The organism is Bifidobacterium tissieri, assembly GCF_002259645.1.
GTDB lineage: Bacteria > Actinomycetota > Actinomycetes > Actinomycetales > Bifidobacteriaceae > Galliscardovia > Galliscardovia tissieri.
The window spans coordinates 339,710-352,694 of sequence record NZ_MWWV01000003.1 but is presented as its reverse complement, the minus strand read 5'-3'; the positions used below and the strand labels follow the sequence as shown (position 1 = coordinate 352,694).

Genomic DNA, 12,985 nt, shown 5'->3' with positions numbered 1-12,985 from the left:
TCTCGTTGGACGCGAACCACAGGCCGCGTCTCAGCTCGCGGCTGACCGTGGACTTGTCCCGGCCGATCCTCAACGCGATCTGGCACACGCCGAGCCCCTCACGGTTCCTCAGCTCGTCGATCCGGATCCGCTCCTCGGCCGACAGGTGGGAATACACTTTCCTCATGAGCGCAACACCTTCTCCAGTTAGAACCTGAACACTTCCAACCATAGAGCGGGTGTTGCGCTTCTATCTAGAACCCGGGCCAGGCCACCACATAGGGGTTATCCTTGTAGTGCTCGGCCATCGCGCGGCACAGCTTGAGCGCGTAGTCGCGGAAGACCGGCGAGGTTGGACGCCAGTGCTGTCGGGCACCGGGCCAGCAGGTGTCGCCGCGATAGTCTTTCCACAGCACTTCCGGATGCGCGGAGGTGAGCCACGGCGGCGGCGATGCGGTGGCGGATGCCAGATCGACGGCGATGCCCGCCTTGCCGAGTTTGTCGATGATGCGGTCAAGCCAGTCGAAGTTCCATACGCCTTCCTCGGGTTCGATGTTGGCCCAGGAGAAGATGCCGAGAGAGACAAAGTTGACGTGGGCCTTGACCATCAGGCGGATGTCGTTGTCCCACACCTCCTCCGGCCATTGGTCGGGGTTGTAGTCGCCGCCGTACCAGATGCGGGGCTTGTCGCCCGCGAGTGGCTGCGGCCAGCGGAATGATCTGCGCGTCATTGCGGATTCCTTTCTTTGCGTCTGTCGATACGTGTCCGTCGTTCGGTTATTCCTTGACGGCGCCGGCGGCCAGACCTGCCTGCCAGTAGCGCTGCAGCATGAGGAATGCGATGACGAGCGGGATGATGGTGATCAGCGATCCGGTGATCACCAGATTCTGGATGGCCTGGCCGCCGGCGGTGGTGGCCTGATCCTTCCATTGGTTCAGACCGATGGTCAGCGGGTACCAGTCCTGATCCTTGAGCATGATCAACGGCAGGAAGTAGTTGTTCCACGTGGCCACGATGGTGAACAGTGCGGTGGTGACGATGCCGGGGGCAAGCAGCGGCAGCGACACCTGGAAGAAGGTGCGGAATTCGCTGGCGCCATCCATGCGGGCCGCCTCGAGCAGTTCGGTGGGCACCGCCTGCTCGGAGAAGATCCACATGAGGTAAAGGCCGAACGGGCTGATGAGCGAAGGGATGATCATGGCCCAGGGGGTATCGGTCAGGCCCAGCTTGGCGAAGAGCAGGAACTGCGGCACTGCGAGCGCGATGCCCGGCACGGAGATCGAGCCGATGATGACCGCGAACACGGCCTTGCGACCGGGGAAGCGGAACTTGGCGAGCGCATAGCCGCCCATGATGGCGAGCAGCGTGGCTCCGCCGGCACCCACCACCACGTAGAAGATGGTGTTGAGGAACCAGCGGCCGAAGATGCCGTCGTTGTAGGTGAACACGGTGACGATGTTGTCCCACAACGCGAATTCGTTGCCGAATCCAAGACCGAAGGTGGAGGTGAAGTCGGACTGCGTCTTGGTGGCGTTGATGAGCAGATAGGCCAGCGGGAACAGGCAGTAGACCGCGAAGATGGCGGTGACCACGGTCAGCAGCAGACTGCGACGCGGATTGGCCGGGTTGGAGAATCCGGAGTGGGCCGCGCGCTTGCGCTCGGCGGCTTCGTCCTTGGCGATGCGCTTCTGGCGGATCTTTTCGGCGCGACGGGCTTCGCGCTCCTGCTCCTTGATGCTTGCGGGGGTTGCGGTTGCGGCGCTCACTTCATCTGCTCCTTCATGCTCTTGAGCTGCACGGCGTAGGCGATGGCCATGGTGATGACGGCCATGACGATGGCGAGTGCGGCGGCATAGTTGGACTGGCCTCCGGAGAAGCTCAGGTTGTAGGCGTACATATTCGGGGTGAAGTAGGTGGGGATGGAATTGCCAGGCACCATGGATTCCAAGACGGAGGGCTCGTTGAACAGCTGGAACGATCCGATGATGGAGAAGATCACGGTGATGGCGAGGCTGCCCTTGAGCTCGGGAAGCTTGATGCGCTTGACGATCTGCCATTCGGACGCGCCGTCGATGGCGGCCGCCTCATACAGCGAGTGCGGGATGGTGGACAGCGAGCTGTAGAAGATCAGCATGTTGTAACCGGTGAATTCCCAAGTGTTGATGTTGGCGATGGACGCGAGGATCACATTCGGGTTGAGCATGTCGATATTGGTGCCGAGCAGATCGTTGAGCGAGCCGACCAGACCGTATTTCGATCCGTAGATGAAGCCCCAGATCAGCGTGGAGACCACGGCGGGCACGGCGTATGGCAGGAACGTGGAGATGCGGAAGAACTTGGTGCCATGCAGTTTCATCGAGTCGATGGCCAGAGCCAGCAGTGCGGCGAGAATCAGCATGACCGGCACCTGGAAGATGGTGAACAGCGTCACGCGCCAGACCGCGGACCAGAACTGTTCGTCATGGAACAGCCGGACGTAGTTGGCGACCCCGACGAACTGGTTGCCGCCGACCATCTTCTTCTGGAAGAAGCTGATGTAGATGGCGTAGAAGATCGGGATGATGAACACGAACACGAAGACGAGGGCGAACGGCCACATGAACTTCCAGCCGCGCCAATCCGCCTTGTGCTTGTTTACGGGCACGGCCTTGGCCGTCGCGCCCGATGTGGTGGGTGTACTCACAACAACTGCCTCCTCTTCGCTGAGGTTGTTGACCTGCGTTTGGTTGTCGGTATGAATGATGTTCGATGTCGTCGCTGACTTCGGCGATGCCGTGGCACGTCTGCGTGTGTCATCGCCGTCAACAATGTTTGCGCAATCATTATGCATCAGATAACGCAAACACGCAAATCGCATCACGTACCGGCCGCTCCGAGCATCGTCCCATTCCGCGATCTCGGCCACGCGCATCACCGGTTCCACGTTGGCCATCCACCGCAACGTTCAGCAACGCCAACGGCGCACCCCGCCACTACAAAACACCGGACAGTGCCATGCCCGCCATAGGTGCTCGCCGCAACGCAACACCCCGCACACATTCGACCGAATCGCGCACCATGCGTTACCATGACAGGTATTGCAATCCGTCGCATCAGCGGATCATCCTGCCGAATACCGGTATAATCCCAATCCGCACAACGATGTGAACGCAATCATCGCCACTCATCACCGAGGAGTTCACCATGAGTAAATCCTCCGCACGCATCGTCTCCATGGCAGACGTGGCCAAACTGGCCGGCGTCTCCGCGCAGACCGTATCGCGGGTATCGAACGGCAGCGACGCCGTGAAGCCCGACACCCTCGACAAAGTACTCGCCGCCATGAAGGAACTCGGCTACCGTCCCAATTTCGCCGCACGGGCACTGAAGCGCGGCCGGTTCAACGCCATCGGCGTGATCATGTTCAATCTGGAATCAACCGGCAATCTTCGCGCGCTCGAGGGCATCACCAACGCGGCGTCCGACCGTGGATATGCCGTCACGATCGGCATGATGAACTGGGACGACGAGCCGACGCTCGCCAGTGCCGTGCGCAAGATGAAGGACATGCCTGTCGACGCGATCATCGTGATTCTGGAACACAAGCCGCTGGACTTCGATACGTTCACGCCACCGCCCACCATCGACGTCACGCTGATCACCACCGCCGATTCGGCCACCTGCTCCACGATCGATTCCGACCAGTACGGCTGCTCCCAGACGATCGTGGACTATTTCCTCGATCACGGCCACCGCAACGTGTATTACGTGTCCGGCCCGGAGGATTCCATCGCCAACGGCAGCCGCGAACGCGGGTGGCGTGAAACCCTGGAGGCGCACGGCATCACTCCCCCGCGGGTGATCCGCGGCGACTGGCAGGCGGAAAGCGGCTACGACGCCGGACTGCAGCTGGCGGCCACTCCCGGATGCACTGCCGTGTACGCGGCCAACGACAACATGGCCAACGGCGTGATGCTGGGCGTGCGCGCGGCCGGCAAACGCGTGCCGGAGGACATCAGCGTGATCGGCGTGGACGACTCGCTCAAAAGCGTGGTACCTCGGCTCAACCTCACCACAGTGCGACTGCACTTCTCCAAGGTGGGGCGCATGGCGTTCGAACAGACGCTGGACATGATCGAAGGCCGACGCAACGACATCACACATCTACTGGTCCCCGGCACGCTGATCGAACGCGATTCCGTCGCCACACTGCACTGAACGACACCGTGTTCGATCACCAGGCCAGCGGCACGCGGGAGATGAAACGACACGGCTCCCCCGTATACGGATCACTGAATTCGAGCGTACGAGCCACCAGCTGCAGTGGATTCGAGAAATCATCGTATGCACGATCAACGATCCTCGGATACATGGGATCGCCCAGAATCGGCAGCCCCAGTGAATTCATGTGCACGCGCAGCTGATGCGTTTTGCCGGTACGCGGATGCAGGGTATAGGCACGCATAGGCGTCTGCGTCCGATGCGCCGTTTCGTCCGCCGCCGCATTCGACGCATTCGACACATCCCCGAGCTCGATCACGGTTTCCGCGTTCGCCACGCCCGGTTCCTCGTACGCCTGCAGGATCCCCCGATCCTTGACGATGCGCGAACGCCGACGCAATGGGAACGTGCGCGGCGGCTCCAGTCGTTCGATCGTGCCGAATCGTGGCCGCATGATCGGCTGGGACGGTGCCACGCATTCGTAGGTCTTCGCCGTGCGATGCTCCTGAAACAGCATCTGGTATCGTCCGCGAGCGGCGGGATCACGCACGAACACGACCACGCCGGCCGTATCGCGATCAAGGCGATGGGCCGGCGTGATCTGCGGTTCTCCATACTGCTCGCGCAGTCGGATCAGCGCCGTGGATCGGTACCACATGCCGCGTGGCGTGGTGGGCAGGAAGTGCGGTTTGTCGATCACGATGATCCGCTCGTCCTCATACAGCACGGTGAAGTCGAACGGAATATCGGGCTCGTCGACCACCCACCGATGCGGTTTGGCTGGTCTGGCGGACTTGCCGGGGTTCGCCGTCAACGCCCCGTTACTCCACGGTGACGGACTTGGCGAGATTACGCGGCTTGTCCACGTCGTAGTTCTTCAGCTTGGCCATGTCCATGGCGAACAGCTGCAGCGGTACCACGTCAACGAGCGGGCTCATGAGCGTGGGGCACTTGGGACGCCAGAACACCACGTCCGCGTAGTTCTCCACGTCCGGATCGCCTTCCTCGGCCACGGCGATGATGAACGCGCCGCGGGCCTTCACCTCTTCGATGCCGGAGATCACCTTGGCGTGCAGCACGTTGCGGCCGCGTTCCGGCGGCACGATGAACACCACGGGCTCGCCCTCGTCCACCAGGGCGATCGGACCGTGCTTGAGCTCGCCGGCCGCGAATCCCTCGGTGAACGTGTAGGCGATCTCCTTGAGCTTGAGCGCGCCCTCCATGGCCACCGGGTAGCCGACATGACGGCCAAGGAACAGGAAGGAATTGGCGTTCACCATCTGCTCGGCGGCCTTCTGGATCGCGCTGGACTGCGTGTCGAGCACCCACTGGATCTTGCGCGGCATGTCCTTGAGCGAGTCGAGCGTCTGCTGGATCTCGTCGCGGAACATCGCGCCCTTGATCTGCGCCAGATACAGGCCCAGCACGTAGGCGGCGGTGATCTGCGCCACGAACGCCTTGGTCGATGCCACGGCCACCTCCGGACCGGCATGCGTGTACAGCACGGCGTCGGATTCGCGCGGGATGGAGGCGCCCTGCGTGTTGCAGATGGCCAGCACCTTGCTGCCCTGCTCGCGTGCGTGGCGCAGCGCCATGAGCGTATCCATGGTCTCGCCGGACTGCGAGATCGCCACGACAAGCGTACGCGGCGTGAGGATCGGGTCGCGGTAGCGGAACTCGTGCGCCAGCTCCACCTCCACGGGGATGCGCACCCAGTGTTCGATCGCGTACTTGGCCACCATGCCCGCGTAGCTGGCGGTGCCGCATGCGATCACGATGATCTTGTCGATGGCCTTGAAATCATGCTCCTCGATGCGCACCTCATCGAGGTTAAGGTCGCCGTTCTTGTCGAGACGGCCCAGCAGGGTGCGCTGCACGGCGGCGGGGTCCTCATGGATCTCCTTGTCCATGAACGAATCCCAACCGCCCTTTTCGGCGGCGGACGCATCCCAGTCCACGGTGTACGTCTTGGGGTTCTCCACGACGTTGCCCATGAAGTCGGTGACGGTCACCTTGTCGGCGGACACGCACACGGCCTGATCCTGATCGATCTCCATGGCGCGCTTGGTGTAGGCGACGAACGCGGCCACGTCGGAGCCGAGGAAGTTCTCGCCGTCGCCGAGTCCGACAACCAGCGGGGAGTCATGACGGGCGCCGACCACGATATCGGGCTGACGGCAATCGGTGGCGAGGATCGTGAACGCGCCCTTGAGCATGCGGGCCAGACGACGAATGGCCTTGAACAGGTCCGGCTTGCCTTCGTCCTCGATGATCTTATCGACGATCTTGCCGAGCAGCTTGGCGGCCACTTCGGTGTCGGTGCTGGAGGAGAAGCGGTAGCCTTCGGCCTGCAGGTCAAGACGAAGCTGGGACGCGTTTTCGATGATGCCGTTGTGAATGATGGCGACCTTGCCGTCACGACTCGTATGCGGGTGCGCGTTCACATCGCTTGGCACACCATTCGTGGCCCAGCGGGTGTGACCGATGCCCACGGTCGCGGCCGGCATTGGCTTGCGTTTGATGTCGTCGATGAGATTGGAGAGGCGCCCCGCCTTCTTGCGGACCTCCACGTGATCCATGCCGGGTGCCGTCAGCGCCACACCGGCCGAGTCGTATCCGCGGTATTCAAGGCGCCGCAGACCCTGAAGGCAGACCTCAAGAGGCTTGCCGCACGCGGTTGAGATGTTTCCTGCATATCCAACGATTCCACACATGGAACACCAGTGTACGGGGTCCATGTTGCGAACGCTCCAAGCAAAACGCCACCTTGGCCGAACCTATACAGGCCGTATGGATATGGGACCGGCCAAGATGGCAGACAGCATCCAGAAGGCATCAGGGCCGTGCGGATTCCAGCACGTCCCCCAGCGCGCCTCACAGCACGTGGTTGAGGAAGTCCTTGAACCTCGGTTCGGTGGGGTTGTCGATGATCTCCGGACCACCCTTCTCCACGACCACGCCGCCGTCCATGAACACGATCTGATCGGCAACCTCGCGGGCGAATCCGATCTCGTGCGTCACGCAGATCATGGTCATGCCGCCCTGAGCGAGCGAGCGCATCACGTTGAGCACCTCGCCCACGAGTTCGGGATCAAGCGCGGACGTCGGCTCGTCGAACAGCATGATGTCGGGGTGCATGGCGAGCGCACGGGCGATGGCCACACGCTGCTGCTGACCACCGGACAGCTGCATCGGATAGTAGTCAAGACGCTCGCCCATGCCCACGCGTTCCAGTTCCTTGATGGCCTCCTGGAGGGCTTCGGACTTGGACTTGTGCGCCACATGCACGGGCGCCTCCATCACATTCTCGAGCGCGGTCATGTGCGGGAACAGGTTGAAGCGCTGAAACACCATGCCGAGCTTGGCGCGCTGCGCGGCGATCTGCTTGTCATCAAGCGTCTGCAGCACACGCTGGCCGTTCTTGTCCACCCACTTGTAGCCGATCATCTCGCCGTCGACGTCGATCTCGCCACCGGTGAGCGTCTCCAGCTGGTTGATCAGACGCAGGAAGGTGGACTTGCCGGAGCCGGACGGACCGAGGATCACGGTCACGGTGCCCGGCATCACGGTCAGATCGATGCCCTTGAGCACGTGCAGGGATCCGAAGGCCTTGTGCACGCCCTTGGCCTGCACGGCCGGGACCACGCCGGTTCGCGCGGCGACGTAGTCGTTGCTGTTCGCAGTGTTCTTCATGTCAGTATCTCCCCTCACTGTCGCCTAGGCGTTCAGCCCCACCATGGTGGCCTGGTTCTGCTTTTGGATGTCGTCCTTGGGTTCGCCGTCGGTCTTGCCGGGCAGCGGCGGCTGCTTGCCCTTGGTGCCGATCGGGCGGGCCTCGAAGCCCTTGCCGAAGTGCTTTTCGAGTCGGGACTGGATGATCATGAGGATGGAGGTGATCAGCAGGTACCAGAAGCAGGCCACGATCAGCAGCGGGATCGGCTTGTAGATACGGTTGGCGATGGCGTTCGTGGCGAACTGCAGATCAAGGGTGAACGGCACGGCGAGCACCAGGGACGTGGTCTTGAGCATGCCGATGGTCTCGTTGCCGGTGGGCGGGATGATGATGCGCATGGCCTGCGGCAGGATCACGCGACGCATGATGAGCGACCGACGCATGCCGAGCGCTTCGGCGGCCTCGGTCTGACCGGGGTCGACGGCCTCGAGTCCGGCGCGCACGATCTCGGACAGGTAGGCGGCCTCGTTGAGCGCCAGACCGATCACGGCTGCACGGAACGCGGTGATCACATCCTGCGTGTCCACGGACCAGAACGTGACGGAGGTGAATGGGATGCCCAGTCCCAGCTTCGGCACCAGCACGGAGATCAGACCCCAGAACACCAGCTGGGTGTACACAGGGGTGCCGCGGAAGAACCAGATGAAGAACCAGCTCACGCCTCGCAGCACGGGGTTGATGGATTTGCGCATGATCGCGAGCACCACGGCCAGCACGATGGCGATGACCATGGACAGCACGGTGATCCACAGCGTCCAGCCGATACCGGCGAGCACGTTCTCGTTGAACAGGTACTTCCAGACGACGGGCCATTCGAAGTTCGGGTTGACGATCATGCCGTAGACCAGCATGGCCGCGAGCAGCGCCACGATCACGCCGGCCACCACGGGTCCGATGCGCTTGACCGGAAGCGCGTTGATCCTGTTCGGAATATTGAGTCCGTCGGACTCGTTCTTCTTGGATGCCATTGGTTTCGGCTTTCTCTCTTTTCTCGGGAAAACGACTATGGTCACCCGTGGATTTCCGAGCCTCGTTGAACACTGCGAAGTTCGGGAATCCACGGGTGACCGGTAGTCAACACATATGGGAAGTGAGTCTAACCTACGTTTCCGTCATCCGTGTTTCACTACGGAGTTTTCGGAATCGATATCATCGATTCGGAATCGGTCAGGACTCCACCGTCGGGTTGATCTCCGCCTTGTCGATGGCTCCGGAGGAGACGCCCCACGTGTCGAGGATCTTCTTGTAGGTGCCGTCGTCCATGAGCTTCTGCATGGCGGCCTGCACGGCCTTGGCGGTGTCGGTGTCGCCCTTCTTGATGGCCACGGCCTCGGGGGTCACGCCAACGTCCTCGCCGAGGGCCTGCAGCGTGTCACCGGTCTGCTCGATCGCGTAGCCGGCGACCGGGGAGTCGGCGTAGAAGATGTCGGCCTTGCCGGTGGCCACGGCGGTGGTCACATCGGTCTGCAGCTTGGACGACTGGATGGTGATCTCGGACTTGCCGGCCGACTTGCACGCGTCGTTGTCGGCGTTGATCTCCTCCTCCTGCGTGGTGCCGGTCTGCACGGCCACCTTCTTGCCGCACAGGTCGGAGGAGTCGATCTTCTCCGGGTTGCCTTTCTTCACCACGAAGGTGGAGCCGGCCTTGAAGTAGGTGACGAAATCGACGGCCTCAAGACGTTCCTTGGTGACGGTGAACGAGGAGATGCCCAGATCGTACTTGGTGCCGACGGACGGGATGATGGAGTCGAAGGTGGCGGTGGTGTTCTCGGCCTTGAGCCCGAACACCTTGGCCAGCGCCTTGGTCAGGTCCACGTCGAAGCCGACCGGCGTCTTGCCATCCTCGGCCAGGAACTCGGCCGGGGCGTAGGAGGTGTCGGTGCCGACCTTGAGCACACCGTCGGACTTGATCGAATCGGGCAGCATGGCGGCGATCTCATCGTCCTTCTGAATGCCGCTCACGTCGTAGCCCTTGGTGGCGGACGAGCTGCCCGAGCCGCTGGAGCTACCGCTGCCGGAATCGGCGGAATCCGACGTGCCGCATGCGGCCATGGAGAACAGCGTGACGGCGGCGAGCGCGGCCGCGGCGATGGCCTTGAATCGAGTCTGGACTGACATGGTTTCTTCCTCTCACGATGTCAACAAATCCAAGATCCGAACCTAGGTTTGCTATGTCACGAATAGGTTACCAACCAAATTTTTATGGACACCCAACCAAATTTACCGGCCGTACACCGTGCCGCGCCCCACCGATCACCGACCACCGATCAACAGTCACCTGCCGGCTCAGCCCTCCACGTCCGGGTTCACCTCGAATTTGTCGACCATGACGTTCTCCACGCCCCAGGCCTTCATGATGCCTTCGTAGTCGCCGGTCTCCTTGAGCTTGTCGAGCGCGGCCTTGACCGCCTTGACGGTCGCGTCATCACCCTTCTTGATGGCCACGCCCATCGGCAGCACGCCCTCGTTTTCGCCGATCACCTGCAGTCGGTCGTCGGTCTGCGCCACCGCGTAGCCGGTGACCGGGGTGTCGGCGTACATCAGGTCCACTCGTCCGGCGATCAGCGCGGTCGTCACGTCGGTCTGGTTGCGATACGGCAGGATCTCGATGCGTTTTTCACCTTTGGCCTGACACTGGTCCTGCATCTTGTACATCTCGGTTTCGGCCACCACGCCCACCTGCACGGACACGCGTGTACCGCACAGATCGTTCACGTTGACGTGGGTGGGGTTGCCCTTACGCGCGGCGAAGGTGAGGCCGGCCTGTGCGTATGTGACAAAGTCGACGGCCTCGATGCGCTCCTTGTTCACGGTGAAGCCGGAGATGCCCACGTCGTATTTGCTGCCGACGGCGGGAATGATCGTATCGAACATGGAGTTCTGGATGTCGAGATCCAGTCCGAAGATCCGTGCCAGCGCCTTGCTGAGGTCGACCTCGTACCCGACGGGCGTCTTGCCGTCGGCGGCGAGGAACTCGGCGGGCGCATACGTGACGTTCGTGCCGATCGTGAATTTGCCGTCATCGGTCACGGATGCGGGAAGCATGGCGGCGATGGCGTCATCCTTCTGGATTCCGCTCACGTCGTAGCTGCGGGCGATGTCGGGATCGGAGCCGGTGGCATCCGTGGTGCCACATGCGGCAAGGGGCATGATCATCAGGACGGCCAGCGTCATGATGATCGCGTTCTTCAGTCTTCTCATAGGGTTCATCTTATGTCCGGACGTATGTTGGGGATGGTTATGGTCGGGCATGGTTATGGTTGCGCGATGCAAACGGAAATATGGAGGGCAGGACGACCGTGATCACAGGCGGCCACGATCGGCAACCCATGACCGCATGACCGTTCGATCAGCCGTGACGCAGATTGCGCAGTCGCATGGCACGCTGCGCCTCGCGCTTGTCCTGCTCCTCACGCAACGCCTGGCGCTTGTCGTATTCACGCTTGCCCTTGGCCAGCGCGATCTCCACTTTCACACGGCCGTTCTTGAAGTACAGGCTGATCGGCACGATCGTGTAGCCCTTGGCTTCGATCTGTCGGGCGAGCTTGGCGATCTGCTGGGCGTGCAGCAGCAGCTTGCGCTTGCGCTTGGGGGCGTGATTCGTCCACGTGCCGTTGAGATATTCGGGGATGTTAGCGTTTTCCAGCCAGATCTCGCCGCGTCGGTCGATCGACACGAACGCCTCGGCCAGCGACGCACGGCCTTCGCGCAGTGACTTGACCTCGGTGCCGGACAGCACGATGCCCGCCTCGTATTTGTCCTCGATCGCATAGTCATGCCGCGCCTTGCGGTTCACCGCGATGGGCTTCAGCCCCTGTTCCTTCGCCGTGACGTCGTTTTTCGCCATAGGTGTCGTCTCTTTCCTCTTGTCGTCGGCACATCCGCCGATCGGTAGTCGCCGGACCACTCCGCCGGCCTTGCTCCCCGAATGATCACATCGGAATCATCATCACATCGCAGGGCACATATCCGTGTGCCGCCGCGTTCGTCTGCAATGTTCCCATCATACTCACGGGGAGGAAAGACCGACCCGCGATTCCGGCTGATTCAATCCTCGACATATTCGAGCACGTCGCCCGGCTGACAGTCAAGAACCCGACAGATCTCGTCGAGCGTGGAGAAACGGATGGCCTTGGCACGGCCGTTTTTCAACACCGACACGTTGACCGGCGTGATGCCGATGCGCTCGGCGAGTTCGTTCACGCCCATCCTGCGTTTGGCGAGCATGACGTCGAGATTCACGCGAATGGCCATGTCAGATCACCTCCGCGAGTTCGTCGCGCTGGGCGATGGCGTCCTTGAGCAGGGATCGCATGACGATGAGCAACAGCACGAACGCGGCGAGCAGCAGCAACGCCACTATGCACGCCAGACTCATGGCCGCCGCACCCATCGCCACGTCGATGGATATGCCCTGTGCGGGATCATAGTATTCCGAATGCGCCAGCGATCCGTATAGCAGTACGAACATGACGAGAACGGCTTCGGCGAGCGCACAACCGATGATGGTGTCGGTACGCGATACTGCCTTGCCGGAGAATACATCATGGTGTTTGACCAGCGTCAGCAGCTGCCACAGCGGGATCAGTGCGATCTCGAAACAGGCGACGCCAAGCACGCCGGTGATCGCATACGGCCAGCGCGCGGACGCCAGTTCCGGATAAGTCGCCACGATATCGCCGGACACGACCACGACCACAAACTGCCCCCAAAGGCAGATCAACTCCAGCAGTACGATCATCGCCTTCAACACGGCGATGATCACACCCGAACGGTTCGACCGCGACGGATGATTCGACTGATTCGACGGCGATGAATCGACGACGGCGTGAACGCCATCACCCTCGGATGCGGAACCATGGGAGCCCATTGCCCACCTCTTTCTCGATTCAACGAAAATTCGACAATGATTCGACGATTCGATAACGACGTACCGTAATCGCAAAACGATAATAACCTATCGTATTTCGATATGCAAATCTCGTGAAGAATCGAAATTCGATTGGTATCTATCTTTTTTCGATATCTATTGTGAGGGTTGGAATCAGATACAAGCCAACCTCGACGGATTC

13 protein-coding genes and 1 pseudogene are annotated in these 12,985 nt (G+C 61.5%); 1 reads left to right on the top strand and 13 read right to left on the bottom strand.

Annotated elements, in window-relative coordinates; genetic code table 11:
* From BTIS_RS03025 to BTIS_RS03010, 4 genes and pseudogenes are all read right to left on the bottom strand, one after another.
* A partial coding sequence (locus tag BTIS_RS03025; protein ID WP_245819234.1) for a helix-turn-helix domain-containing protein occupies positions 1-166 on the bottom strand: 166 nt, incomplete at its 3' end.
* A 79-nt stretch (positions 167-245) separates the two neighbouring features.
* Positions 246-710 (bottom strand): annotated as a pseudogene (locus BTIS_RS03020) (beta-galactosidase); the annotation flags it as partial.
* 46 nt (positions 711-756) lie between these two features.
* The gene (locus tag BTIS_RS03015) at positions 757-1,746 is read right to left on the bottom strand and encodes a carbohydrate ABC transporter permease (protein WP_094662489.1); all 990 of its coding nucleotides are present in this window, start codon (positions 1,744-1,746) and stop codon (positions 757-759) included.
* On the bottom strand, positions 1,743-2,663 hold the full coding sequence (locus BTIS_RS03010) for a carbohydrate ABC transporter permease (protein WP_169713044.1): 921 nt from the start codon (positions 2,661-2,663) through the stop codon (positions 1,743-1,745). Before BTIS_RS03010 ends, BTIS_RS03015 begins: the two co-directional genes overlap by 4 nt.
* A 500-nt stretch (positions 2,664-3,163) precedes the next feature.
* Between BTIS_RS03010 and BTIS_RS03005 the strand changes: the two genes are divergently transcribed.
* Positions 3,164-4,177 carry a LacI family DNA-binding transcriptional regulator gene (locus BTIS_RS03005; RefSeq protein ID WP_245819228.1) on the top strand — a complete coding sequence of 338 codons (1,014 nt, stop codon included), beginning with the start codon at positions 3,164-3,166 and terminating at the stop codon, positions 4,175-4,177.
* Positions 4,178-4,193: 16 nt separating this feature from the next.
* On the opposite strand, the gene BTIS_RS03000 is transcribed toward BTIS_RS03005, so the two are convergent.
* From BTIS_RS03000 to BTIS_RS02960, 9 genes are all read right to left on the bottom strand, one after another.
* A complete protein-coding gene (locus BTIS_RS03000) occupies positions 4,194-4,943 on the bottom strand; it encodes a pseudouridine synthase (RefSeq protein WP_094662528.1) in 750 nt (249 codons plus the stop codon).
* 58 nt (positions 4,944-5,001) lie between these two features.
* On the bottom strand, positions 5,002-6,894 hold the full coding sequence (gene glmS / locus BTIS_RS02995; protein ID WP_094662487.1) for a glutamine--fructose-6-phosphate transaminase (isomerizing): 1,893 nt from the start codon (positions 6,892-6,894) through the stop codon (positions 5,002-5,004).
* A gap of 160 nt (positions 6,895-7,054) precedes the next feature.
* Positions 7,055-7,873, bottom strand: coding sequence for an amino acid ABC transporter ATP-binding protein (locus tag BTIS_RS02990; RefSeq protein ID WP_094662485.1), 819 nt, complete (start codon positions 7,871-7,873; stop codon positions 7,055-7,057).
* Between the two features lie 24 nt (positions 7,874-7,897).
* Positions 7,898-8,881, bottom strand: coding sequence for an amino acid ABC transporter permease (locus tag BTIS_RS02985; RefSeq protein ID WP_094662483.1), 984 nt, complete (start codon positions 8,879-8,881; stop codon positions 7,898-7,900).
* 199 nt (positions 8,882-9,080) lie between these two features.
* Positions 9,081-10,031 (bottom strand): ABC transporter substrate-binding protein, encoded by a 951-nt coding sequence (locus BTIS_RS02980; protein ID WP_094662481.1) that lies wholly within the window; start codon positions 10,029-10,031, stop codon positions 9,081-9,083.
* Between the two features lie 168 nt (positions 10,032-10,199).
* A complete protein-coding gene (locus BTIS_RS02975; protein ID WP_094662479.1) occupies positions 10,200-11,114 on the bottom strand; it encodes an ABC transporter substrate-binding protein in 915 nt (304 codons plus the stop codon).
* Positions 11,115-11,262: 148 nt separating this feature from the next.
* A complete protein-coding gene (gene smpB / locus BTIS_RS02970) occupies positions 11,263-11,760 on the bottom strand; it encodes an SsrA-binding protein SmpB (protein ID WP_094662477.1) in 498 nt (165 codons plus the stop codon).
* A 200-nt stretch (positions 11,761-11,960) separates the two neighbouring features.
* Positions 11,961-12,167, bottom strand: coding sequence for a helix-turn-helix domain-containing protein (locus BTIS_RS02965; RefSeq protein WP_094662475.1), 207 nt, complete (start codon positions 12,165-12,167; stop codon positions 11,961-11,963).
* A 1-nt stretch (position 12,168) separates the two neighbouring features.
* Positions 12,169-12,783 (bottom strand): DUF2975 domain-containing protein, encoded by a 615-nt coding sequence (locus tag BTIS_RS02960; RefSeq protein WP_094662473.1) that lies wholly within the window; start codon positions 12,781-12,783, stop codon positions 12,169-12,171.
* Positions 12,784-12,985 lie beyond the last annotated feature (202 nt).